Annotated in this window: 27 protein-coding genes; 5 read left to right on the top strand and 22 right to left on the bottom strand. The window is 65.5% G+C overall.

The genetic code is table 11. The features are described from left to right. Nucleotides 1–13: 13 nt before the first annotated feature. The 3 genes from FBZ89_RS09535 to FBZ89_RS09525 are packed head-to-tail and all read left to right on the top strand — an operon-like array spanning nt 14 to nt 2882. A complete protein-coding gene (locus FBZ89_RS09535) occupies nt 14–1006 on the top strand; it encodes a hypothetical protein (protein ID WP_145749748.1) in 993 nt (330 codons plus the stop codon). After that, nucleotides 1007–2458 carry an RNA-directed DNA polymerase gene (locus tag FBZ89_RS09530; protein ID WP_145749747.1) on the top strand — a complete coding sequence of 484 codons (1452 nt, stop codon included), beginning with the start codon at nt 1007–1009 and terminating at the stop codon, nt 2456–2458. Further along, nucleotides 2448–2882 (top strand): hypothetical protein, encoded by a 435-nt coding sequence (locus FBZ89_RS09525; protein ID WP_145749746.1) that lies wholly within the window; start codon nt 2448–2450, stop codon nt 2880–2882. The genes FBZ89_RS09530 and FBZ89_RS09525 overlap by 11 nt, the downstream gene beginning before the upstream one ends. A 31-nt stretch (nt 2883–2913) precedes the next feature. Here FBZ89_RS09525 and FBZ89_RS31490 read toward each other — a convergent pair whose 3' ends face one another. The 7 genes from FBZ89_RS31490 to FBZ89_RS09490 all read right to left on the bottom strand — a co-directional run bounded on the left by FBZ89_RS31490 (nt 2914) and on the right by FBZ89_RS09490 (nt 8214). Further along, the gene (locus FBZ89_RS31490; RefSeq protein WP_246172111.1) at nt 2914–3681 is read right to left on the bottom strand and encodes a MerR family transcriptional regulator; all 768 of its coding nucleotides are present in this window, start codon (nt 3679–3681) and stop codon (nt 2914–2916) included. 48 nt (nt 3682–3729) lie between these two features. Then, complete coding sequence (locus FBZ89_RS09515) at nt 3730–4041, bottom strand: integration host factor subunit alpha (protein ID WP_040847058.1); 312 nt, start codon at nt 4039–4041, stop codon at nt 3730–3732. A 260-nt stretch (nt 4042–4301) separates the two neighbouring features. Then, a complete protein-coding gene (locus FBZ89_RS09510) occupies nt 4302–5276 on the bottom strand; it encodes a beta-ketoacyl-ACP synthase III (protein WP_145749745.1) in 975 nt (324 codons plus the stop codon). Nucleotides 5277–5305: 29 nt separating this feature from the next. Beyond that, nucleotides 5306–6379 (bottom strand): phosphate acyltransferase PlsX, encoded by a 1074-nt coding sequence (gene plsX / locus FBZ89_RS09505; RefSeq protein WP_088871462.1) that lies wholly within the window; start codon nt 6377–6379, stop codon nt 5306–5308. Between the two features lie 36 nt (nt 6380–6415). Beyond that, on the bottom strand, nt 6416–6607 hold the full coding sequence (gene rpmF / locus FBZ89_RS09500) for a 50S ribosomal protein L32 (RefSeq protein WP_145730284.1): 192 nt from the start codon (nt 6605–6607) through the stop codon (nt 6416–6418). Between the two features lie 238 nt (nt 6608–6845). Then, nucleotides 6846–7496, bottom strand: a complete 651-nt coding sequence (locus tag FBZ89_RS09495; protein ID WP_145749744.1) for a YceD family protein — start codon at nt 7494–7496, stop codon at nt 6846–6848. Between the two features lie 40 nt (nt 7497–7536). Continuing rightward, a complete protein-coding gene (locus tag FBZ89_RS09490) occupies nt 7537–8214 on the bottom strand; it encodes a ubiquinol-cytochrome C chaperone family protein (RefSeq protein ID WP_211115162.1) in 678 nt (225 codons plus the stop codon). A 142-nt stretch (nt 8215–8356) separates the two neighbouring features. Between FBZ89_RS09490 and FBZ89_RS09485 the strand changes: the two genes are divergently transcribed. Further along, nucleotides 8357–8842 (top strand): outer membrane protein assembly factor BamE, encoded by a 486-nt coding sequence (locus FBZ89_RS09485; protein WP_145749743.1) that lies wholly within the window; start codon nt 8357–8359, stop codon nt 8840–8842. An 89-nt stretch (nt 8843–8931) separates the two neighbouring features. Here the strand turns inward: FBZ89_RS09485 and FBZ89_RS09480 are convergent, their stop codons facing one another. The 12 genes from FBZ89_RS09480 to rpiB all read right to left on the bottom strand — a co-directional run bounded on the left by FBZ89_RS09480 (nt 8932) and on the right by rpiB (nt 20048). Beyond that, nucleotides 8932–11055, bottom strand: coding sequence for a sodium-translocating pyrophosphatase (locus tag FBZ89_RS09480; RefSeq protein ID WP_145749742.1), 2124 nt, complete (start codon nt 11053–11055; stop codon nt 8932–8934). A gap of 135 nt (nt 11056–11190) precedes the next feature. Beyond that, entirely contained in the window at nt 11191–11670 is a 480-nt protein-coding gene (locus FBZ89_RS09475) for a GNAT family N-acetyltransferase (protein ID WP_145749741.1), read from the bottom strand. Between the two features lie 11 nt (nt 11671–11681). Continuing rightward, nucleotides 11682–12134 carry a flagellar basal body-associated FliL family protein gene (locus tag FBZ89_RS09470; protein ID WP_040847063.1) on the bottom strand — a complete coding sequence of 151 codons (453 nt, stop codon included), beginning with the start codon at nt 12132–12134 and terminating at the stop codon, nt 11682–11684. A 144-nt stretch (nt 12135–12278) separates the two neighbouring features. Then, nucleotides 12279–13355, bottom strand: a complete 1077-nt coding sequence (gene thiL / locus FBZ89_RS09465; RefSeq protein WP_145749740.1) for a thiamine-phosphate kinase — start codon at nt 13353–13355, stop codon at nt 12279–12281. Nucleotides 13356–13389: 34 nt separating this feature from the next. Further along, on the bottom strand, nt 13390–13947 hold the full coding sequence (gene nusB, locus FBZ89_RS09460; protein WP_246172110.1) for a transcription antitermination factor NusB: 558 nt from the start codon (nt 13945–13947) through the stop codon (nt 13390–13392). A gap of 300 nt (nt 13948–14247) precedes the next feature. Continuing rightward, nucleotides 14248–14712, bottom strand: coding sequence for a 6,7-dimethyl-8-ribityllumazine synthase (locus FBZ89_RS09455; protein ID WP_145749738.1), 465 nt, complete (start codon nt 14710–14712; stop codon nt 14248–14250). 12 nt (nt 14713–14724) lie between these two features. Next, entirely contained in the window at nt 14725–15861 is a 1137-nt protein-coding gene (ribB, locus tag FBZ89_RS09450) for a 3,4-dihydroxy-2-butanone-4-phosphate synthase (protein ID WP_145749737.1), read from the bottom strand. Further along, entirely contained in the window at nt 15858–16469 is a 612-nt protein-coding gene (locus FBZ89_RS09445; RefSeq protein WP_145749736.1) for a riboflavin synthase, read from the bottom strand. The genes ribB and FBZ89_RS09445 overlap by 4 nt, the downstream gene beginning before the upstream one ends. Nucleotides 16470–16546: 77 nt before the next feature. Then, nucleotides 16547–17671 carry a bifunctional diaminohydroxyphosphoribosylaminopyrimidine deaminase/5-amino-6-(5-phosphoribosylamino)uracil reductase RibD gene (ribD, locus tag FBZ89_RS09440; RefSeq protein WP_246172109.1) on the bottom strand — a complete coding sequence of 375 codons (1125 nt, stop codon included), beginning with the start codon at nt 17669–17671 and terminating at the stop codon, nt 16547–16549. An 83-nt stretch (nt 17672–17754) separates the two neighbouring features. Beyond that, nucleotides 17755–18216, bottom strand: coding sequence for a transcriptional regulator NrdR (nrdR, locus tag FBZ89_RS09435; RefSeq protein WP_088871453.1), 462 nt, complete (start codon nt 18214–18216; stop codon nt 17755–17757). A gap of 45 nt (nt 18217–18261) precedes the next feature. Then, nucleotides 18262–19542 carry a serine hydroxymethyltransferase gene (gene glyA / locus FBZ89_RS09430; RefSeq protein ID WP_145749735.1) on the bottom strand — a complete coding sequence of 427 codons (1281 nt, stop codon included), beginning with the start codon at nt 19540–19542 and terminating at the stop codon, nt 18262–18264. A gap of 71 nt (nt 19543–19613) precedes the next feature. Continuing rightward, nucleotides 19614–20048 carry a ribose 5-phosphate isomerase B gene (gene rpiB / locus FBZ89_RS09425; RefSeq protein ID WP_145749734.1) on the bottom strand — a complete coding sequence of 145 codons (435 nt, stop codon included), beginning with the start codon at nt 20046–20048 and terminating at the stop codon, nt 19614–19616. Between the two features lie 564 nt (nt 20049–20612). Here rpiB and FBZ89_RS09420 point away from each other — a divergent pair. After that, complete coding sequence (locus FBZ89_RS09420; protein WP_145749733.1) at nt 20613–21056, top strand: Ros/MucR family transcriptional regulator; 444 nt, start codon at nt 20613–20615, stop codon at nt 21054–21056. Nucleotides 21057–21173: 117 nt separating this feature from the next. On the opposite strand, the gene FBZ89_RS09415 is transcribed toward FBZ89_RS09420, so the two are convergent. The 3 genes from FBZ89_RS09415 to FBZ89_RS09405 all read right to left on the bottom strand — a co-directional run bounded on the left by FBZ89_RS09415 (nt 21174) and on the right by FBZ89_RS09405 (nt 23284). Beyond that, nucleotides 21174–21383 (bottom strand): DUF6898 family protein, encoded by a 210-nt coding sequence (locus FBZ89_RS09415; protein WP_040845357.1) that lies wholly within the window; start codon nt 21381–21383, stop codon nt 21174–21176. Nucleotides 21384–21414: 31 nt separating this feature from the next. Further along, the gene (locus FBZ89_RS09410) at nt 21415–21888 is read right to left on the bottom strand and encodes a MarR family winged helix-turn-helix transcriptional regulator (RefSeq protein WP_145749732.1); all 474 of its coding nucleotides are present in this window, start codon (nt 21886–21888) and stop codon (nt 21415–21417) included. Nucleotides 21889–22165: 277 nt separating this feature from the next. Continuing rightward, nucleotides 22166–23284 (bottom strand): enoyl-CoA hydratase/isomerase family protein, encoded by a 1119-nt coding sequence (locus FBZ89_RS09405; protein ID WP_145749731.1) that lies wholly within the window; start codon nt 23282–23284, stop codon nt 22166–22168. Nucleotides 23285–23521: the final 237 nt, after the last annotated feature.

Below are 23521 nucleotides of genomic sequence, written 5' to 3'. Positions count from 1 at the left end.
GTTGGATACGTTCGTGGAGCATGAACACGTCGATATATCAGCGGTGCTGCGGCAGGGCGCGGTTCATATAGGGAATCTGCGCGGCCATCCGATTTTCGTTTCGGTGGATGACTTGGCTGACCCCGATTTCCTGGCCACTGTCGGTCCCGGTAAAAATGCCCTAGTCGTCACGGTGTTTCAGCAGGCTCAAGACGAGGAGGATGGGCCCGCCCCTGCTTATCTTCTTGGCGCCCTTGCTAGAGGGGTCCTGTCCCGCCTGGAGCCGTTATCGCCTGGGGACCGAATAGGATTTATGCAACTGGTGGAAAGGCTGCATGGAAGAGCCCCGGGCCAAGCCTATCTGTTCCCGGTGCATGTCCCACCGGAACACCGAAGGCAACTACCGCTGGATGCCATCATCGCGGTCACCCTTCCATCCACGGATATCAAAGAATCCTTGGAGGCAGGGGCCAAGAAGGCGCTGTCGGTCGCTGATGACAGTTCAATCAATAACGTTATCGTTCCTGGTCTTGCCGTTAAATGGAAAAATTCAAATAATATTAAAGATATTAAATCTAATACTTATTTTATGACTTTGCTCTCTAGTGTCTCTGTCGCTGAAAATCCGCCAAATATATACGTGTCTATCTATAAATCTTTTCCATCCATAAAAATTGAAGAGATGACAGCAGCATTTAATCAGCAATGGGAAATAATATCCGCTAACGAGATATCCGGTATCGCGCTTCATCATAGGGATTTGCGATTGATACTGCTTTTTCTTATAATTTTCCTCGCCACGTGCATCTTTCATTTGAATATAGAGGTAAGAAATATGCCGTTTGCGGTTTTGGCATTTTTTACTGCCGCGTATGGCTTCATTGAATTCACCGAAAATATTACCGAATCGCAGAGTGGCTGGCCAAAAACAACATTTATTATCCTGGGACTTGGCGTCATATCTGTGTTTCTTCCCGCAATTATCAAGAACACTCCTGAAAAAATCTTCGTTCGTAGGAACCATTAAATGAATATAGACCTCACGAAATTCCCTATTTCTCTGGCGATAAGACAGTTAATCGATTACGTATCCTATAGCAATGCCGTTCCTGATTGGGTGGATCCGCTGGTGATCGATTACAACACTCGGGAACAGGTTATCAGAAATCTTCTCGTCCAATACCACTCCGGTCGAAGCCCAGACGCCGCTTTTGAGATCCCAATTCCCAAGAAGACGGGTGGCGACAATGTCTGGGTGGTTCCGTCCATCAACGACCAGATCGCCCTGCATGCCTGTGTGTCTGCGATCGCCCCACTCATCGAAAACAGATGCATAGACCGCTCCACGTACAGCAGCCGTCTGAATACAGTGCCGGAAAGCCTTGCCTTCATCGAAAATCAGGTCGGCGCCTGGGCCACGTTCAAGACGAAAATAGAAGGCATCTGCCGGCAAAAGCAGTGCTTGCTCCAGCTCGATATCCGTGCCGCTTACGCCTCCATCAATCTGGATAATTTTTTCGACTTTCTTCATGATAACACCGACCGCCATGCTGCGGTGCCCATTCTCGACACCATGATCCGAGCCTATTCCAAGGGGCGGGGACTGCCATTTATCAATGACTCCGTATTTTTTCTCGGCAATGCTTATTTCAGCAAAATCGATACCGTCGTCAGGAAGCACGGCTTTCGTTTCATTCGCTTTGCCGACGACTATAAAATTTTCGCTGAATCGACCGATCGATTGGAACGTCTTCTGCATGATCTTAGGACACAACTGGGAGAACTTGGCTTCTTCATCAATGACGACAAGTTAAGACTGGGAACCGACGAGGAGTTCCTGGACGCAGTAGCGAGCCAACAATATTCGGAAACGCTCCAGTCCGCCGACTACGCTGGCGGAGGTGGCGATAAGGAGATACCCGGTCAGAAAAAAGTCGAAGCGCTGTTCAAGCTGATAATGGGCTGTCTTGAGGAACCCGATCTGCGTTTGCACCAAGGCTTCGGACGCCTGCTGATCGCGTCGATCCGCCGGCTACGCACGGAAGGCGCCTACATCGGGAAGCGCGGCAACGCTATGTCGCCGTCCCCCAGTGAACAACTCGACGCGTTGCTGTACCGCAGCCCGGAAGCCCTGGTTCTGGCCTGCAAGCTGTTGGAGGAGTACTCCAAGGATAATCAACACACATGGCGCCTGATTTGGGTTCTTTACCTCTGCAGGAATCTCCTGTCAGCAACAGCCAACCAATGGGCGGACACGCCCGAGGTTGAAGGGGACGGCCAGGCGACGCTCCAGGCAACAAGGGACCGGATCGTTGCCATCATGGAGTCGCTCAGCACATCCTCAACTGTGCCCGGTGTCATCAGGGCATGGGCCGCCAAGCCAGTCGAAGCCGGTGATGACATCCAAACCCTGCAACTGATCGAACGCGTCCATCGCGCTGATTATGAGGAAGGAGGCCGTCTCTGGTATGCGCGCTAACATCCCTCCCCCTGCGGCACCATATGCCTTGAAGGGCCGTAAACGCCATCCACGCCGGCGCGCCGTCCTGACAGCCGCTATCGCCGCCGGTTCCCTTCTGCTGCTGCCACGGCGCATCTGCCTAGACAGCGGGGGCCAAGCCTCGCCGCTGTCCTTCTTCGTGGCCGGTGTGCGCTATCAAAAGGTGGCAGTGAGGTTGCAAGAAGGCGATCGGGTCAGGGTGGTTCCCGGCACGTTCGACGGCGCCCGCAGCTATACCGTCCTTACCACCATGGGGATAAGGGTGGGCTTCGTGCCCAAGGGGGAGATCGCCGCGCTTATGTCGCTGTCACCGGCCAGTGGTGGGGAGCACTCTGCCCATGTTCTGATCGCCGACCACAACACCGTGCCCTGGAAACGTTACAAGCTGGTTTTGGACACGTGACCCTCATCGCTGCCCGGCGAGGGGCGTTTCTTCAAACAACCCGGCGCAGCAGGTCGCGAATATCTTCCAGGTCCGCCAGCACCTGGCCCAGCGCCTCACGCTTCGGGGCTGACAGGCCCCTCTCCACCTTCTCCGTGGGGGCCCGGCGCGGCTCATGGGCGCGGGGAAGCGTGGGCTCCGGCGCGGATGGCGGCGTGCGCGACCATTCGGGGTCGGCCTCGGGATCGTGATCGAACAGGCCGATGATGCGCAGCTTCTCTTCCGGCTGCGCGCGGGGCGCGGGCGGCGGGGATGGCGGTGCCGGTTCGGCCCAACTCTCATCCGCGGGCTCGGCGGCCTCTTCGCCGCCGCCGGCGGGCTCACTGGCGGAGCCATTGGGGGACAACGCGCGGCCGCCACCGGCGCGCAGCAGACGCTGCACGCCCTTGATGGTGTACCCTTCCTTATAGAGCAGCACCTGGATGCGGCGCAGCAGTTCCACATCGTCCGGGCGGTAGTAGCGCCGGCCGCCGCCGCGCTTCAGCGGACGGATGTGGGGGAACTTGGTTTCCCAGAAGCGCAGCACATGCTGCGGCACGTCCAACTCCGCCGATACCTCGCTGATGGTGCGGAAAGCGGTGGGCGACTTGGCCCCCGCGCGGCCGCGATCAGCCACCGGCGTCTCGTTTCCCGCCTCATCCGGGCCCACCTCATCCAGGGTGTCGGATTCAATGTCCGTGTCCGCCTCCACCCCGTCGGCCGCATCCGTCATGTCGGGCGCGACGAGATCGTCCCCGGTCTCGACAGCATCAGCCGACATGTCTTCAGCCGGTATCCGGGGCTCAGGCGCGGGCATGCCAGACATGGCTTAGTGCTCGTTGGCCGACAGGACTTCGTTGATGCGGTTCTTCAGCACGTGGCTGGCGCGAAACACCAGGACGCGGCGGGGCAGGATCGGCACCTCTTCACCCGTCTTGGGGTTGCGGCCGATGCGCTCGCCCTTGGACCGCACGGAGAAGCTGCCGAAGGAAGAAATCTTGACCATTTCCCCCCGCCCCAAGGCGGAGGCGATCTCATCCAGCACGCTTTCCACCAGATCGGCGGACTCATTCCGCGACAGCCCTACCTCTTGGTAGACGGCCTCGCTCAACTGAGCGCGCGTGACGGTGTGATCTCCCATGGGTGCCCTCCCTCAACCAGTGGCCCCTTCGCCAACTGCGGGAACGGTAATGCCAGCCGGGAAAGCCGTCAATTCCAAAGGTTTGCCAAAGTTTTGTCAGATTCGGCTAGACCATCCGTCAGGGCGAAACGGCTGCTGCAGAGCACCCAAGAATGGTGCGCCGCGAAAGCGGTAGGGCGGTCCCCGCGATGGCAAAGGGGCGGCCCTGCGGGACCGCCCTTGAATACGTCGGTAAGCGGATTGACGGCCAGCGGCCCGGCCTAGAAGCGAACCAGCGCGGCGCCCCAGGTGAAACCGCCGCCCATGGCCTCCAGCAGGACAAGCTCGCCCCGCTGGATGCGACCATCGGCCACGGCCTCGCACAAGGCCAGGGGGATGGACGCGGCCGAGGTGTTGCCGTGGTGGTCCACGGTCATCACCACCTGGGCGGGGTCCATCTTCAGCTTGCGGCCGGTGTTCTCGATGATGCGGCGGTTGGCCTGGTGGGGCACCAGCCAGTTCAGGTCGGCGGGTGTCAGGCCGTTGGCCGCCAGCGCCTCGCCCACCACCTCGGCCAGGTTGACCACGGCGTGCTTGAATACCTCCTGCCCCGCCATGCGCACATGGCCCACGGTCTGGGTTGAGGACGGACCGCCGTCGACATACAGCAGGTCGTGATGGCGGCCGTCGGAATGCAGGTGGGTGGACAGAATGCCGCGATCGGCGGCCGTGCCTTCGCCGTCCTCGGCGCGCAGCACCACGGCGCCGGCGCCGTCGCCGAACAGCACGCAGGTGGCGCGGTCGTTCCAGTCCAGGATGCGGGAGAAGGTCTCGGCGCCGATCACCAGCACCGTGCGCGCCTGGCCGGCCTTGATGAAGTTGTCGGCCACCGACAGGGCGTAGATGAAGCCGGAGCAGACGGCCTGCACGTCAAAGGCGGCGCCCCGGGTCATGCCCAAGGCCGCCTGCACCTTGGCGGCGGTGGCGGGGAAGGTCTGGTCGGGGGTGGCGGTGGCCAGGACGATCAGGTCCACCTCATCCACAGCGACGCTGCCGTGGGCCAAGGCGGCCTTGGCGGCGGCCAGCGCCAGGTCGGAGGTCTTCTCGCCCTCGGCGGCGATGTGGCGGCTGCGGATGCCGGTGCGCTGGGTGATCCACTCGTCCGAGGTGTCGACCATCTTGGCGAGGTCGTCGTTGGTCACGACGCGGGCGGGCAGGTAAGAGCCGCAGCCCACGATCACGGAGCGCATTACCATCGTTCAACCAGCCGTCAGGGGATGGGCCGTCACTGGGCGACGGCCTGGGGGTCGGAACCGGAAGCGGCGGCGGATGCCGCCTGCAGGCTTTCCTGCAGCAAGGCCAGCTCCTTGCGGATTTTCTCGTTGAAGCCGTGCTGGACCAGATCCACCGCCACGCAGATGGCGTTGGCAAAGCCCAGCCCGTCGGTGCCGCCGTGGCTTTTCACGCACACGCCTTGCAGACCAAGGAACATCGCGCCGTTGTAGCGGCGGGGATCCATGCGCTGGCGCAACTTGTTGAAGGCGGTGCGGGCCAGCAGATAGCCCAGTTTGGCCAGCAGGGAGGATTGGAAGGTGCGGCGCAGGAATTCGCCGAAGAGCTTGCCGGTGCCCTCGGCCGTCTTCAGGGCGACGTTGCCGGTGAACCCATCGGTCACGACCACGTCCACCGTGCCGGCGGCGATGTCGGTGCCTTCCACGAAGCCGTGGAAGTTGCGGGCCAGCGGCGTGGCGCGCAGGGCGGAGGCGGCGGTGCGGATGGCCTCATGGCCCTTCTGCTCCTCCGACCCCACGTTCAGCAGGCCGATGGTGGGTTCCAGCAGGCCCAGCACCGTCTGGGCGAACACGGTGCCCAGCACGGCGAACTGCACCAGGTTGTCGGCGTCGCATTCCAGGTTGGCGCCCAGATCCAGCATCACGCAGTCGCCCCGCATGGTGGGCAGCATAGACGCGATGGCCGGCCGGTCGATCCCCGGCAGGGTCTTCAGCACGAACTTGGCCATGGCCATCAGCGCGCCGGTATTGCCGGCGGAGACGACGCTGGCCGCCTCCCCCGACGCCACGGCGTCGATGGCCAGACGCATGCTGGAACCGCGGCCAGAACGAAGGGCCACGGACGGCTTCGCGTCCATGGCCACAACGTCAGCTGTATGGCGAACCTGAGAGATCGCCTTCAGTGCCGGCCGGGCGTCGAGCAGCGCGTTGATGCGCTGCTCGTCACCGACGAACAGGAAGTCGACGTTGGGGCAGCGTTCGCGCGCGATATCCGCGCCGTCCACCACCATGTCCGGGGCATGATCGCCGCCCATCGCATCCAGGGCGATTCGCAGGCGTGTGCTCACCGGACGGCGACCTCCTCAAGCACCGGGCGAACCGGATCAGGCGGCAGCGGCAGCAGTGTCGACGACGACCTCACGGCCGTCGTAGTGGCCGCAGGAGCCACAGACGTGGTGCGGGCGGGTCAGCTCACCGCAGTTGCTGCACTCGTGGTGCGCACCGGCGCTGATGGCGTGGTGCGAACGGCGCATGTTGCGGCGAGACTGGGAGGTCTTTTTCTTAGGAACGGCCATGATCGTCTACTCTCTACTCGATTAAGACGACCACTCGCGTGCCGTCTTGCTAACCATCGTCAGGCCCCATGCTTTAGCGAAACCGCCATCCTTTTCCCACCCCCAATTTACTGGGGACGGGCTTGCGGAAAACGATACGGGGTCAAACGACAACGAACCCGGCCCAACCCTGGACCGGATCAAACAGGGCGCCTTAAGTACTCGAAATCCCCGGCAAGGGCAAGCGCCAAAGACCAAATTAAGTCTTAGGCACCAGCTTCGCAAGGGCGGCAAAGGGATTCGGCTTCTCCCCACCGTCGGCGTCCTGGGCGGGCGGCGCGCCACTTGCGGGCGACTCCGCGTCCTCGCCACCGTCCATATCCGGCGGTGGCTCGTTGGGCGCGTCGGGGAATTCGCCCTCGCCCTCCCAATCCTCGACATGCACGAAGCGCTCGGCATCCGCCTTGCGGGGATAGGGGTCGAGAGCCAGCGACAGGTGCTGGGCCACCAGTTCGCCGATGTCGATGCGGCCGTTCTCGATGGGTTCGGGCGGGTCGGCCTCATCGTCCAGGCCCAGGTTGTCCAGCTCGTCCTCGTCCTTGGGCACCAGGTGGGCCGGGGCGAACAGGGCCTGGAAGGTGTCGCGCACCTGGGCCGGCAGCGGTTCCAGCGTCACCACGCAGCTCTGCACCACCTCGGCCTCCAACTCGCCGGTGACGCGCACCATCTGGCCGCCCCGGATGCGGCGCAGGCGCACCAGGGCCGTCAGGCTGTCCAGCGACACGAGATCCAGGCGCTTGGCCAGCGCGGCGCGCTCCGCCGGACCGGCCGTGATCTTCTCCACGCTTTCGCGGGCGGACACCTTGTCGGCGATGACGGGTCGGGAAAATTCAGGGGCCATGTCGGCCATGACGCATGCTCCAGACTCACAAGGAAACAATGGTAGGGCTTCATAGCCGGGGTGCGGCGGGGAACGCCGGACCATCAGCCAGCAAAGATTCAAGTGGGTACGCCGCCAGACGGGCGGCTGCGGCCATGACATAGTCGGCCATTGCCGTTACTTCCGGCCCATCTGGCAGGGTGGAGCCGAAAAGGTTGCGGTCCAGCGCCTCTTCCAGCACCGTCCTGTCCCCCTCAGCCTCCTCCTTCAGGCCCGATTCGTACGCATCGGCCCGGCCATAGAAATGTGTGCCCAGGTCCTTGACCTTCTTGCCCACCACCATCTCGCTGGCGCCCAGTTCGCGCAGGCTGAAGTCCAGGTCGGTGAACATGTGGTCGAACAGTGCTTGATTGAGGCCCGCCAGATCCGGCCCCTCGGCCGCCAGGCGGCGCATCACCAGCCATGCGTGCAGGGTCATCACCTCGAACCGGCCCTCCACCGTGTCGGGCACCCCGCGGGCGTGGCCCGCCGCCGCCGTGTAGAATTGGGGCTGGCGCGCCTGATCGACGATGCCGGCATAGAGGCGCAACACGGCCGCCTGGTGGCGGTTGCGGCTGAACAGGGACTTCAGCAAGGCGATCACGGCGCGGAACCCGGCTTTCGTTGACAGGACAAAGCGGCTGGTGCGATTGTCACCGGCCAGATGGGGGGTGGTCGTCCACCGGTCAAGCGTGACACGGGATGTCACGCCGGACGGGGATGGCCTGGAACCCGGGCCGGTTGGTCCTCAATCTCCGGATTATCGCATCCCCCGCGACGGACGGGCGGTGCCTCAATCGTGGAACGGGGCCGACCCGCGATCAACGTTCTTGGGATTAACGTCTTAGACCATGCCGAACAAGACCCTTAAGTTGCTGTCTCCCGCCGGCCTGATTGGCGTGGGCCTGCTCGGGATCGGGCTGACGGCCTGCACCCCCACGGTGAACAACCGCGGCAACCTGGTGGAAGACCGCCGCCTGGCCGACGTCCATCCGGGGACCAGCACCAAGGAAGACGTCCAGAAGGCCCTGGGCTCGCCCAGCACCACCAGCACGCTGGACGCCAACGTCTGGTACTACATCGGCGCCATCACCGAGAACGAAGCCTTCTTCGATCCCGATGTCGTGCAGCAGCGGGTGCTGCAGGTCAGCTTCAACGACCAAGGCGTGGTCAGCACCGTCGGCGACGTGGACCTGACGCAGCAGCAGGACATCAGCCCCGAGGATCGCGAAACCCCGACGGCCGGCCATGAGGTCACCTTCCTGGAGCAGTTGATGGGCAACCTCAACCGCGAGAAGAAGAAGGACGACAAGAAGAAGAAGGGTGGCGGCAGCTGAGGCGCCCTGCCCGTCATTTCAGTCTTCGAGATAAAGAAAACCCCGGAGCGGCCGCCCCGGGGTTTTTGTTTGAGGCTGTACGGTGCCCGTCAGCCGTGGGCCAGGATGGCCAGCAGCAGCAGCGCCACGATGTTGGTGATCTTGATCATGGGGTTCACGGCGGGGCCGGCCGTGTCCTTGTAGGGATCGCCCACGGTGTCGCCGGTCACGGCCGCCTTGTGCGCGTCCGAGCCCTTGCCGCCATGGTGGCCTTCCTCGATGTACTTCTTGGCATTGTCCCAGGCGCCGCCGCCTGACGTCATGGAGATGGCGACGAACAGCCCGGTGACGATGACGCCCAGCAGCATGGCGCCCACCGCCGAGAATGCCGCCCCCTTGCCGGCGATGGCGTTGATGACGAAGTACAGCACCACCGGCGCCAGCACCGGCAACAGCGAGGGGATGATCATCTCCTTGATGGCGGCGCGGGTCAGCAGGTCCACCGCCTGGCCGTAGTCCGGCTTGGACGTGCCGGCCATGATGCCGGTGTTCTCGCGGAACTGGCGCCGCACCTCCTCCACCACCGAGCCGGCGGCGCGGCCCACCGCCGTCATGCCCATGGCGCCAAACAGGAAGGGCAGCAGCCCCCCCAGGATCAGGCCCACGACGACGAAGGGGTTATCCAATCCGAAGTCCAGCTTGCCCGACAGGTCGGCGAAGTAGGGATAGTCGGTCGGGTTGGCCATGAAGTAATGCAGGTCTTCGTTGTAGGCGGCGAACAGCACCAGGGCGCCCAGGCCGGCCGAGCCGATGGCATAGCCCTTGGTCACCGCCTTGGTGGTGTTGCCCACGGCGTCCAGCGCGTCGGTGGTCACCCGCACCTCCGCCGGCAGGTCCGCCATCTCCGCGATGCCACCGCCGTTGTCGGTGACGGGGCCGTAGGCGTCCAGGGCCACGATCATGCCGGCCAGGGCCAGCATGCTGGTGACGGCGATGGCGATACCCATCAGGCCGGCCATGAGGTGCGTCACCAGGATGGCGGCGCAGATGACGACGGCCGGCAGGGCCGTCGACTCCATGGAGATGGCCAGGCCCTGGATGACGTTGGTGCCGTGGCCGGTGGTGGAGCTTTGCGCCACCGACTTCACCGGGCGGTAGTTGGTGCCGGTGTAGTACTCGGTGATCCAGACGATCAGCGCCGTGACCACCAGCCCCACCACGGCGCAGCCGTACAGCGTCTGGCCGGTGAACTCCTTGCCGTTGACGGAGAAGGCGGTCTGCAGATGGTCGGGCAGCACCCAGTAGGTGACGGCCCAGATGCCCGCCAGCGACAGCACGCCGGTGGCGATCAGGCCCTTGTAGAGCGCGCCCATGATGTTGCCGCTGGCGCCCAGCCGCACGAAGTAGGTGCCGATGATGGAGGTGATGATGCAGACGCCGCCGATGGCCAGCGGGTACAGCATCAGGGGCGCCAGCAGGTCGGTGCCGGCGAAGAAGATGGAGGCCAGCACCATGGTCGCCACCGTGGTGACGGCATAGGTCTCGAACAGGTCGGCGGCCATGCCGGCGCAGTCGCCCACGTTGTCGCCCACATTGTCGGCGATGACGGCGGGGTTGCGGGGATCATCCTCGGGGATGCCCGCCTCGACCTTGCCCACCAGGTCGGCGCCCACGTCCGCCCCCTTGGTGAAGATGCCGCCGCCCAGGCGCGCGAAGATGGAGATGAGCGAGGCGCCGAAGCCCAACGCCACCAGCGCATCGACCAACGGCCGCCCCGTGATCTCCAGTTGGGAAAGCAGTCCGAAATAGCCGGAGACGCCCAGAAGCGCCAGGCCCGCCACCAGCATGCCGGTGACGGCGCCGGAGCGGAAGGCGATGGACAGGCCTGCCGCCAGTCCATGGCGCGATGCCTCCGCCGTACGCACGTTGGCGCGGACGGAGACGTTCATGCCGATGTAGCCCGCCGCCGCCGACAGCACGGCGCCCACGACGAAGCCCAGGGCAACGTACCATTTCAGGGTGACGTACAGCAGGATGGCGATGACGACGCCGACCAAGGCGATGGTGCGGTACTGGCGGTTGAGGTACGCCCCCGCCCCCTCTTGGATGGCCGCCGCGATTTCCAGCATGCGGGGATTGCCCGGGCTGGCGGAGAGCACGGACCTGGCGGTGAAAAGACCATAGAGCACGGCCAAGGCGCCGCACCCCCACACGAAGGGAAGCACTCCTGTCATGTCGTTTCCTTTTCCCAGACTGGTTTCCCAGAGCCGGCGCCGCCCCAATTCTGAGCGCTGGGTGTCGGTCGCCGTTTCAGCCTGAAAAAAGTGACATGGAAACAGGGCTTAAGCAATCGCCCCGCAAGGTGGCGTCTAAAGGGTCAGAAAGTAAAACCGGGTGTCGACCGCCATGCGTGGAAAGGATGGGGGTAACTCGTCAGGGGTAATCTGGGAAAAACCGCATTTCTCATAAAATCGATGGGCCGCCAGGAACTTAGCGGTTGTGCCCAAACACACGGACCGCAGCGCCCGGTCCCTGGCATGTGCCAGCAAAACCGCCAACAGGCGGGCGGCCAGCCGATGGGGCGCGCCCCGGTGACTGGCCGCCACGAACATCTTGCGCAAGGCGGCCGCGCCGTCACCGATGTCCTTCATCGCGATGGTGCCGACGATGCGCTCCCCCTCCTCCGCCACCCAGAATTCCCCGGCGCCCTGCTGGTAAAAGCCTGGAATGTCGCGCAGATCGGGCTGTTCGGCATAGGTGATGGGAATGTCGAACTCTTCCCGCTGGATGGGGACGATGAGTTCGGCGATGCCCGACTCGTCACCGGGGCGGTAGGGGCGGATGACCATGTCCGCCATCGTCAGTAGGCCGGGTGCTGGTTGACGGCCTGGATCAGCACATCATCGACCACGCCCTCGCCCATCACCTTGGGCGTGGCCTCGATCAGCCAGCGGCGCACCGCCACCACGTCGATGACCTGCCCGGCCTTGATCTGCTGCTGGCCCAACTTGCCGTATAGAGTCTCGATGTAGGCGTTCTGCAGGATGTAGCGCCGTTCCTTGACCTTATCCTTGGCCTCGTCGCTGGCCACCTGGATTTGCACCTGCAGTAACAGGTTCTGCTCGATCTGCTTGTCGCCCATGACGGGCAGGACGAAGGGGCCGATATCCACGAACTGCGGCGGGCCCACGGGCTTCTTCTTCTCCTCCTCCGCCTTGGGCTGACCATCCTTGTGGACCAGGAAGATGTAACCGCCCACGCCGGCACCGATCAGGGCCAGCAGCGCCACCACCAGGAAAAGAATTTTTTTCATCGATATGCATCCAGGGGACAAGCATTCAGGGAAAAGACCGCGACGGGGCGGAATTCCCACCCCTGGGCGCCATCCTGACGCCAGGGCGTTAAAAAACCGTGCCCAGCCAAGGGCAAGGCTCCCCACCGCCACAATAGACCAGGATCAGAAGTGCTGCCAGCCGGCGGCGCGGGGGGTGATGTCCCGGCCCATGGCGTCCACCAGCCGGGCGGGACCGGTGCCGTCGGTGTAGCCGCCGCCGGCCGCCAGGGGACGCAGGCTGCCGATTTCGGTGATGGTCAGCTTGGCCTTGGCCGCCGCGGCCATGACGGCGGCGCGCTTGGCCGGCGGGACGGTGAACACCACCTCGTAATCCTCGCCGCCCGTGGCCAGGTCGGTGATGGTGCACGCGTGCCCGGCCAGCATGCGGCGGGCGGGCGGCGACAGGGGAATGCGTCCGGCCTCCACCACCGCCACCAGGCCGCTTTCACGCACGATATGTCCCAGGTCGGCCAGCAGGCCGTCCGACACGTCGGCCGACGCGGTGGCGCCGGCGCGCAACACCGGGCCCACACCCAGGCGTGGCCGGGGGCGGTAGAAGCGGTCCAGGAGGAACTGGCGGTCGTCCTCGGGCACGGGCCCCTTGCGCTGGCGGACCAGGGCCAGGCCCAGCGTGGCGTCGCCGATGGTTCCGGTGACGAAGACCAGGTCGCCCGGCCCGGCGCCGACGCGGCGGACGGCTGTACCGGTGTCGATCAGGCCCAGGGCGCTGATGGCCAGGGTGATGGGCCCATCGGTAACGGTGCTGTCCCCGCCCAGCAGGTGGATGCCGAACTCCGCCTGGTCGGCGGCCAAGCCGCTGGCGAATCCGGCCAGCCATTCCTCCGGCAGGGTGCGCGGCAGGCTGGTCACCAGGCTGTAGGCCAGGGGATCCGCCCCCTTGGCCGCCAGGTCGGACAGGTTGGTGCGCAGCAGCTTGCCGGCCACCAGGCCGGGCGCGTCGTCGGGGAAGAAATGGACGCCGGCCACCATGGCGTCGGTGGTGACCACCAGTTCCTTGCCCGGTGGCACGCTGACATAGGCGGCGTCGTCGCGCAGGCCCTGCGCCCCGGGGAAGCCCTGGGCCAGCGGGCGGAAATAGCGGGCGATGCGGTCGAATTCCCCCAGCGGCTGGTCGGCGCCCTTGTCCGGCTTGGCGGCGGCAGGCGCCGGGGCGCAGGGATCGGTACCCGTGTCCACCATCCGCTGGGTCAACCTCTCAACGTCGGGGCGGGCGTCAGCCCTGGGCGCCCTCTTGGCCGCCGGCGCGGGACGCCAGCTCATCCGGGCGGACGATGCGGGCGACCTTGTCCAGAACGCCGTTGATCATGCCGGGTTCCCGGCCGGCGAAGAAGCCGTGGGCGACGTCGATGTAATCGTTGATGACGATGCGGGCGGCGGTGTCGCCACCGGCCAGCAGTTCCCACGCGCCGGCGCGCAGGATGGCGCGCAGCAGCAGTTCCAGCCGGTCCAGGTGCTGGCGGTCCAGCGCTTGGCTCAGCACCGGATCGATCTCATGCTGGCGCGAAGTGGCGCCGCGCACGATGGCGGCGAACAACTCCCCATCCGCCGAGACATAGCGGTCGCCGTCCAGTTCCTGGCCCAGGCGGAAATTGGCGTACTCGGTGATGATCACCTCGGGCGAGCTTTCCGTCAGCTCGATCTGGTACAGCGCCTGCACGGCGTTCAGGCGGGCAGCGCTGCGCCGCGCCTTGGCGGAACCGGCCCGCTTGGGCGTGGGAAGTTTCACTTCCGGCGTGGGCGCGGGGGGGGTGACCTTTTTGCGGGGAGCCATGATGTCGGGAACGCTTTTCGCCAGGAAGGATGGGGAATCGGAAAGTAGGGAAAGATGCGGCAGCCGGACCCGCCGGCCAACCGAAAAATCATCCGGCATAGCGGGCCTGCCCGTAAAGCGGCCGCTCTCCCCTGCCAACTAAAGAAAATACCAACGGAATTCATGCCATTGTAGGCCGCGACGGCGGCCGCCGCAGCGAGCACCGAAGGACGCGAGCCGAGGATGAGCCAAGCCGACGGATGTCGGCGCCCGGCGCTTGAGGGCGAAGCAAACCCCGCCCGCCGCTTGAGGGCGCACAGACTACCGCGTGTTCAGCCGGAACTGCCGCTTCAGCTCGATCATCTCCAGGCAGGCGCGGGCCGCCTCCCCACCCCGGTTCTTCTGCGCCACCGACGCGCGGGCCCAGGCCTGCTCCCGATTCTCCACCGTCAGCACGCCGTAGCCCAGCGCCAGGGTGTGGCGCAGCACCAGCTCGTTCAGGCCGCGGGCGCATTCGGCGGCCACGGTATCGTAGTGCGTGGTCTCGCCCCGGATGAGGCAGCCCAGCGCCACATAGCCGTCGAAGCGGCGGCGGCCGGAATAAAAGTCCATGGACTTCACGGCATACTGCAGGGCCGCCGGCAGCTCGAACGCTCCCGGCACCTGGAAATGCTCGTACGTCGCGCCGGCCCGGCTGATCTCGGCCACGGCCCCGCGCACCAGTTCCTCGCCGATGTCCTCGTAGAACCGGGCCTCGACGATCATGATGTGGGGGGCTTCGGCCAAGCGGCGGCTCCTTTAGGCGACCGGCGGACGTGGCGGGATGGCGCGCTGGCTGAGGATGGTCAGGCCGTAGCCCTCGACACCCACCAGGGTCTTGGGGGTGTTGGTCAGCAGGTGCAACTCCTTGACCCCCAGATCCAGCAGGATCTGCGCGCCCACGCCATAGTCGCGCAGCTGTCCGCCGTCGGGCGCGCCGGCGCCGTCCAGCGCCCGCAGCCGGTCCAGCAGCGAGAAGGGCTGCGCGTCGCGGATGACGACGATGACGCCCCGGCCCTCACGCGCCACGGTGGACATGGCGATGTCCAGGTCGCCGGCGCCCTGGCGCCGCACGTCGCCCAGCAGGTCGTGCACCACCTCCAGCGCGTGCATGCGGGCCAGCACCGGCCGGCCGTCGGCGACGTCGCCCATGACCAGGGCCAGATGCTCCGCCCCGGTGATGCGGTTCCTGTAGACGTGCACGGTGAAGTGGCCGCCGTGGCGGCTTTCGATGGCGGTGGTGTAGGTGCGCTCCACCAGCGTCTCGGTGCGGCGGCGATAGGCGATCAGGTCGGCGATGGTGCCGATTTTCAGGCCGTGTTCGGCGGCGAAGGGCAGCAGGTCCGGCAGGCGGGCCATGGTGCCGTCGTCCTTCATGATCTCGCAGATCACGCCGGCCGGCAGCTTGCCCGCCAGGCGGGCGAAGTCCACCGCCGCTTCCGTATGGCCGGCGCGGACCAGCACGCCGCCATCGCGCGCCACCAGCGGGAAGATGTGGCCGGGGCTGGCGATGTCCTGCGGGCCGCTGTTGGGGTCGATGGCGACGGCGATGGTGCGGGCGCGGTCGGGTGCGGAGATGCCGGTGGTGACCCCTTCCCGCGCCTCGATCGACACGGTGAAGGCCGTCTGGTGGCGGGACGCGTTGTCCCGCGACATCAGCGGCAAGTTCAACCGGTTGATCTGGGCCGTGTCCATGGACAGGCAGATCAGGCCGCGGCCGTGACGGGCCATGAAGTTCACGGCGGCCGCGTCGCAGCACTCCGCCGGGATGACCAGGTCGCCCTCGTTCTCACGATCCTCGTCATCCACCAGGATGAACATGCGGCCGGCGCGGGCCTCCTCGATCAGTTCCTCAGGGGTGGACAGGGCCACGGAGACCGGCGTGTTGCTCATCATTTCGTTTCCGCGAGACGGGCGACGTAGCGCGCCAGCATGTCGACTTCCAAGTTCACTACCCCGCCGGCCTTCAGATACTGAAAGGTCGTCTTTTCCTGGGTATGGGGGATGATGTTGATGCCGAAGCGCGTGCCCTCGACCGAGTTCACGGTCAGCGACACGCCATCCAGGGCGACCGAGCCCTTGGCGGCGATGAAACGGGCCAGGTGCGGCGGCGCCTCGAACCACCAGCGCTGGCTGCCGCCGTCCGGCTGCACGTCGACGATGTCGATCACGCCGTCGACATGGCCGTAGACCAGGTGGCCGCCCAATTCATCGCCCAGGCGCAAGGACCGCTCCAGGTTGACGGGCGTGCCGGCCTGCCAGGTGCCGGTGGTGGTCTTGGAATGAGTTTCGGCGGACACGTCCACCTTGAACCAGCCCTGGCCTCCCCCCGGGCCGCCCCCCTGGCCTTTCTCGACCACGGTGAGGCAGACGCCGTTGCAGGCGATGGAGGCGCCGATGGCGATCGTGTCCAGGTCGAACCCGGTGGCGATGGTGAAACGGGTATCGCCACGCCGTTCAACAGCGGTGACCTGCCCGACATCCGTGATGAGTCCGGTAAACATGGGCGACAAACTAGGCCGGGGCGCCCCGGCTGGCGAGTAGAAAATGGCGGCGTTTCTTGCGCAGAACCGCAAACCGGTCACCCGGTGCGGCGATAGCTCTCGGCCTTGTCATCACCAGCGGGACGCACGTCCACCAGCGTGAAGCGCGGGGCCGCGTTCAGCCGCTCCAGCCCGAAGCCATGGGCCGCCGCCAAGCCGTCGCCGCCGATGACCTTGGCGGTGCGATACCATTCCAGGCGGTCCACCAGATCCTCCTTGAAGAGGGAGGCAGCCAACTGCGCCCCGCCCTCCACCAGCACCCGGGTCAGGCCCCGCGTGCCCAAGGCCGCCAGCACGTCGGCCAACGGCATGACGCCGTCGGCGTCGGCCGGGATCTCGATGATGTCCACCCCGCATTCCTGATAGGCGCGGCGACGGGTGGTGTCGCCGCCGGCCAGGGTCGCCACCCACACCGGTACGCGGCGGGCGTCGCACACCAGGCGGCTGGTCAGCGGCAAGCGCAGGCGCCTGTCCACCACGATGCGGATGGGGGACCTGTCCTCCAGCCCCGGCAGGCGGCACGTCAGCTCCGGATCATCGGCCAGGGCCGTGCCGATGCCCACCATGATGGCATCGTGGATGCTGCGCAGGCCATGCCCCCAGGAGCGCGCGACGGGCCCGGTGATCCACTGGCTTTCATGCGCCTTGGTGGCGATGCGGCCGTCCAGCGTGGTGGCCAGTTTCAGGGTCACCATGGGCCGGCCCTCGGTGACGCGGCGCAGGAAGCCCTCGGTCACCAGCCGCGCCTCATCCTCCAGCAGGCCCAATTCCACGGCGATGCCGGCGTCGCGCAGGCGGGCGATGCCCCGGCCGGAGACGCGCGGATCGGGATCGCCGATGGCGACGACGACGCGCCTGATGCCGGCCGCCACCAGCGCGTCGGCGCAGGGCGGCGTCTTGCCGACATGGCTGCAGGGTTCCAGCGTGACGTAGGCGGTGGCCCCTTCCGCCGCGTTGCCGGCCTGGGCCAGGGCCACGGTCTCGGCATGCGGCCGCCCGCCGGGCTGGGTCCAGCCCCGGCCCACCACGCGGCCGTCCTTGACGATGACGCACCCCACCGCCGGGTTGGGCCAGCAGCGCCCCAAGCCGCGCGCGGCGAGCGACAAGGCCGCGCGCATGTGCGCGACATCGTCGGAATCAAATTGGATATGGAGCGTGGACATGGGATGCGGCCTCTCCTCAGTCCACAGGATGGGCCGTCAGGCGGGGCCGTTTCAAGCCCCGCCTGAAAGTGTGGGACGTATCGTCAGACTTCAGGATCGGTCTTAAGATGGCCGACGAACTCATTGAAATCGGCCACTTCGCGGAAGTCCTTGTAGACCGACGCATAGCGGATGTAGGCGATCTGGTCCAACTGGGCCAGCGTATCCATCACCATGCTGCCGATCTGCTTGGACGGGATTTCCGTCTCACCGGACGATTCCAGCTGGCGAACGATGGAGTTCACCACCCGGTCGATGCGGTCGGCATCCACCGGCCGTTTGCGCAAGGCGACCCGCATCGACCGCAAGACCTTCTCGCGGTCGAAGGGTTCGCGCTGCCCGGTCGCCTTCACCACGGTCAGCTCGCGCAGCTGCACGCGCTCGAACGTCGTGAACCGCGCGCCGCAGGAGGGGCAGAAGCGGCGGCGGCGGATGGCGGAGTTATCCTCGGTGGGCCGAGAATCCTTCACCTGGGTGTCGTCGTTACCACAAAACGGGCAGCGCATTACTCCTGGTCCCCCTCCGTGTAAGGCCGTTCAACCGGCCTTGTTTCAGTAAATCGGGAAACGGCGGCAGAGCGCCTGAACCTGTTCCCGCACCCGCGCCTCGGCGGCCGAGTTGTCGCCGTTGGACTTGGCCAGCGCGTCCAGCACCTCGATGATCATCTCGCCGACCTGGCGGAACTCCTCGGTGCCGAAGCCGCGCGTAGTGGCGGCCGGGGTGCCCAGGCGGACGCCGGAGGTCACCATCGGCTTTTCCGGGTCGAAGGGCACGCCGTTCTTGTTGCAGGTCATGCCGGCGTGTTCCAGGCTGACCTCGGCATCACGGCCCGTCAGCTTCTTGGGACGCAGGTCGACCAGCACGATGTGGCTGTCGGTGCCGCCGGAAACGATGTCCAGCCCTCCCTTGATCAGCACGTCGGCCAGCACCTGGGCGTTGGCCTTCACCTGGGCGGCGTATTCCTTGAACTCGGGCTTCAGCGCCTCGCCGAAGGCCACGGCCTTGGCGGAGATGACGTGCATCAGCGGGCCGCCCTGCAGGCCGGGGAACACCGCGGAGTTGATCTTCTTGCCCAGGTCCAGGTCGTTGGACAGGATCATGCCGCCGCGCGGCCCGCGCAGGGTCTTGTGCGTGGTGGTGGTGACGATGTGGGCATGCGGCACCGGGCTGGGATACACGCCGGCGGCGACCAGGCCCGCGTAATGGGCCATGTCCACCATCAGGTAGGCGCCGATCTCATCCGCGATGGCGCGGAAGCGGGCGAAGTCGATCTCACGCGGGTAGGCGGAGGCGCCGGCGATGATCAGCTTGGGCTTGTGCTCGCGGGCCTTGGCCTCCATCGCCTCGTAATCGATGCGGTGGTCTTCCGGCCGCACGCCGTAGCTGACGACGTTGAACCACTTGCCGGACTGGTTGGCGGCGGACCCATGGGTCAGGTGGCCGCCATGCGTCAGGTCCATGCCCATGAAGGTGTCGCCCGGCTTCAGCAGGGCCATGAACACCGCCTGATTGGCCTGGGCGCCGGAATGCGGCTGCACGTTGGCGTAGGCGCAGTTGAACAGGGCCTTGGCGCGGTCGATGGCCAGCTGCTCGGCCACGTCGACATACTCGCAGCCGCCGTAGTAGCGCTTGGACGGGTAGCCTTCGGCGTACTTGTTGGTCAGGACGGAGCCCTGGGCCTCCAGCACGGCGCGGGAGACGATGTTCTCCGACGCGATCAACTCGATCTGATCCTGCTGGCGGCGCAGCTCGTCACCGATGACGCGGGCCAGTTCGGGATCGGCCGCCGCGAGCGTGTCGCTGAAGAAGCCGGCGCTTTGAGTAAAAGCCATTCTGACAACCCTCTCTAATGCGGATCCGCGTCGTCTGGACCCGCGCCGGGGCGCCGGTCCCGGGAAGCGCCTCAGCCCAGCATGGCAACGCGCCGGGCGTGACGTCCCCCTTCATACGGCGTGGACAGGAAAGCCAAGGTGCAATCGCGCGCCACCTCCAGCCCGACGATGCGGGCGCCCAGCACCAGGACGTTGGCGTCGTTGTGCTGGCGGCAGAGGCGGGCGGTGGTGATGTCGTGGCACAGGGCCGCGCGGACATGGCGGTGCCGGTTGGCGGCGATGCTGATGCCGATGCCGGTGCCGCAGATCAGCACGCCCGCCTCGGCCCGGCCGTCGGCCAGGGCGGCCGCCACGGCGTCGGCGAAATTGGGGTAATCGACGCTGGCGGGGCCATCGGTGCCCAGGTCCAGGACGGTCACGCCCTGCTCCTCCAGCAGCGCCTTCAGCGCGGCCTTCAGCTCGATGCCGGCGTGATCGGAAGCGATGGCGAACGTCTTGGCGGTCATGAGGCCCAACCCGTTTCGTGAATGCGCGAACCCGGGGCGCGCCCGCATGGCCCGCCCCTCCGGCGCCGCCCCCGGGCCCGGGCGCCCGCTAATAGTGCGGCGCCACAAGAAGTGGGGGCTAAAAACCGTGTGGACACTACCAGATGCGCCCCGCCGGCACCAGTTCCGGGATCCGCTGGCGGCGCAGCCAGGATATGCCCGGCACGCCGATCTAAACCCGGCGCCCGCGGCCGAACGCGGCGGGGCGCCAGGCCCGTACGCGCCGGTGGTCGTGGCGACCATCCGACAACGTCCAGTAGAATCGCCTGCGCCCGCAATAGCCCGCCAATGCAGCAGCTCAACGGTGAAGCCCGCAATCCGTCTAAAATTGTCCACATGTGATGGACATCACAATCAACGGAATCCGGCCCAACTATCCCGATCCAAGTCAACACGGCTAAACACTTGATGAAGGGCATGAAGACCAGCCCTACGTCGATAGGACAAGCCGAATTAACATTGACATAACATTATGACTGTGCGAGGGGTACACCCACTTCGTTCCAATGTGTCAAGGCAGTTGAAATGATTGAACAACAGGACGGCGACCTGCGCACGTCTCAACTTCTCCGGATGACTTCGGAAATCGTCTCTGCCTATGTTGGCAAAAATGCCCTGCCGGCCCAGCAGATTCCCGAGATCATCAGCACGGTTTACAGCTCTCTGGCCGGCCTCGACACGCCGCAGGTCGAAGCTCAGCCGGAGCCGCAGCGTCCCGCCGTACCCGTGCGCAAGTCGGTCACCCCCGAATACATCGTCTGCCTGGAAGACGGCAAGAAGCTGAAGATGCTGAAGCGGCATCTGCGCTCGACCTATAACATGACCCCTGACGAATACCGCGCCAAGTGGGGCCTGCCGGCCGACTATCCCATGGTCGCCCCGAACTACGCCGCCCAGCGGTCGGAATTCGCGAAGAAGATCGGCTTGGGCAAGGCCCCGGCGGACCAGCCGCGCCGCCGCGCGTCCTAAGTCACCGAGTTACGGCCCAGCCCTTCCGGGGCCGGGCCGGCCCAAATGAAAACCGCCGCCCGATGAGGAGCGGCGGTTTTTTTATTTCTGGCTCGGGACAAAGACTTGGCGGATGGTTCAGGCCAGGATGCCGCGCGGCTTGTTGCGCCTTTTCGCCAGGACGTAGCGCAGCTTGGCCACCACAACACGGCGCAAATGTTCCTGCGGCAGGTTGGCCGGCCCCTGAATCGAAACCTCGACGCCCGTGTTGGCGTCGATGGCGGTCGCCTTCACGATCTGACCGATCCGATGGTATTCGACATAGACTTCGTCGTTCCCGGCCATCATCCGGCACCCTGCTTGGAATAAACGCCGACGTTCAGGCGGCGGAACTGGCAGGATAGTTGGTGTAGTCCAGGGCGGAAGTCCAGAACCGCTCCAGCTTGCGCATCAATTCATTGGCCTTGTTCAGCTCATCCGTCGACAGGCCGGCCTCACCCAATGCGCCCACCTGCCGCTCGAACAGGGTGTTGATCTTGTCGCGCAGCGCGATGCCTTTTTCGGACAAGCGAACGCGCACGGACCGGCGGTCATGGGCCGACCGCTCCTGCGTCAGGTAGCCGTTTTCATGCATCTTCTTGACGTTGTAGGAGACATTCGACCCCAGGTAGTAGCCCCGGGCGGTCAATTCCCCCACCGTCAGCTCATCCTCACCGATATTGTATAGAATCAAGCTCTGGACGTTGTTGATGTCCTGCACACCCTGCCGGTCCAGTTCCACCTTCAGCACTTCCAGAAAGTGCCGATGCAGCCTTTCGATCAACAGGATGCTGTCGTAGTAAGGTTGCTTCAAAGCCCTCTCCTTCACACTGAACCGACGACATAGAGTGTCCACCGGCAAGTAAACCGGCACGAACCATTTGGGATACGTAGATTCCATTGGACGGACAAGACTTTAACGCATCGCCCCGGGGTAATCGACCCGATAATGTAAGAAATGCTCAGAATCTGGGGGCTAAGCCGACGCCAACCTACCCCTAAAGGACAGGTCGCTTACCCATTTGTCCGGCGTATATCTTCCGGAGGGATAGCCGGGCCGATTCCCGCCCGGCCTGCCGCTTCGGTGTACGTCAATCGGTGAAGATGAGATCCCCCGACGGCACCGGCTGGAAGTGCCGTGCCACCTCAGACTCGGATACCTCGGCCAGGGTCGCCGGCCGCCATTTCGGCTGCCGGTCCTTGTCCACCAGCTGGGCCCGGATACCTTCGTAAAAGTCATGGCCGGCCATCACCGCCTGGGTCATGCGGTATTCCATGACCAACACGTCCTCGATCTCCAGCGATACGCCCCGGCGCAGCTGGCTCAAGGTCACCTTCAGGCTGGTGGGCGACATCTGCGACAGGGTCTTCACCGTGGTCGACGCCCAGGTGTCGTCGAAGCCCTGCGTTTCATCGCATAGGCAGGCCAGGATCTCCTCCACCGTTTCGGCGTTGAAGCTCCGGTCGATCGAGGGCGTGTGGGCGGCCAGCGGCGCCTCGCCGGGGAAGGCGGCATGGCGGGCCAGGATGGTATCGACGGTGGCGTGCGCATGCGCGCCGTAGCTGGCGGCGGCCAGATCCTCCAGCAGCGCGCCCAACCGGGCGGAGGGGAGGTGATGGGTGGCGATTCCGGCATAGGCGGCGTCGGCGGCGCCCAGGCGGGCGCCGGTCAGCGCCAGATAGGTGCCCAGTTCCCCCGGCAAGCGGGACAGGAAGTAGCCGCCACCCACGTCGGGGAACAGGCCGATGCCAGTCTCCGGCATGGCCAGCAGGGTCTTCTCCGTCGTCACCCGGTGGCTGCCGTGCACCGACAGGCCCACGCCGCCGCCCATGGTGATGCCGTCCAGCAACGCGATGTAGGGCTTGGGGTAGCGCTTGATGCGGCGGTTCAACCGGTATTCCTCACGGAAGAAGTCGCGGGCGATGGCGCCGTCCCCCTCCCCGGCCCGCAGGGCCTTGCCGCTGTCCCACACGGCGCGCACGTCGCCGCCGGCGCAGAAGGCGCGGTCCCCGGCCCCCTGGATGACCACCGCCTTGACGGCCGGGTCCCGGGCCCAGGCGGCCAGCTGCGGATCGATGACGCGGATCATGTCCAAGGTCAGCGCGTTCAGCGCCTTGGGTCGGTTCAGCAACACATGGCCGATGGCGCCGCGCACGGTGCAGATGACGTGGGGCTGTTCCGCCGCACCCGGATCCACGGTTTCGCTCATTCCCTCATCCCCTGAAGGTTGCCGAGGCCCCTCGGGGACCTTCGGATTTATCTGTGGGGCGGCGGCCAGGAGCCCCGCCCGTTGCGGGTGATCATAGGGAGCGGCACCGGGCAATGCCAGCCCAGCGGCCATCGCCGCCCCCGGCAGGGCAGCGTTGACCTGGGCGGGCGGCCCACCGCCGTCCACGCCCTTGAGGGGCGGGGATCCCAGGCGTAGCATTCCCGGCACCGGTTCCTT

This window comes from Nitrospirillum amazonense (assembly GCF_007828045.1).
In the GTDB taxonomy this organism is placed as follows: Bacteria; Pseudomonadota; Alphaproteobacteria; order Azospirillales; family Azospirillaceae; genus Nitrospirillum; species Nitrospirillum amazonense_C.
The sequence above is the reverse complement of the archived record's forward strand: the minus strand, read 5'-3'. Positions and strand labels throughout refer to the sequence as shown.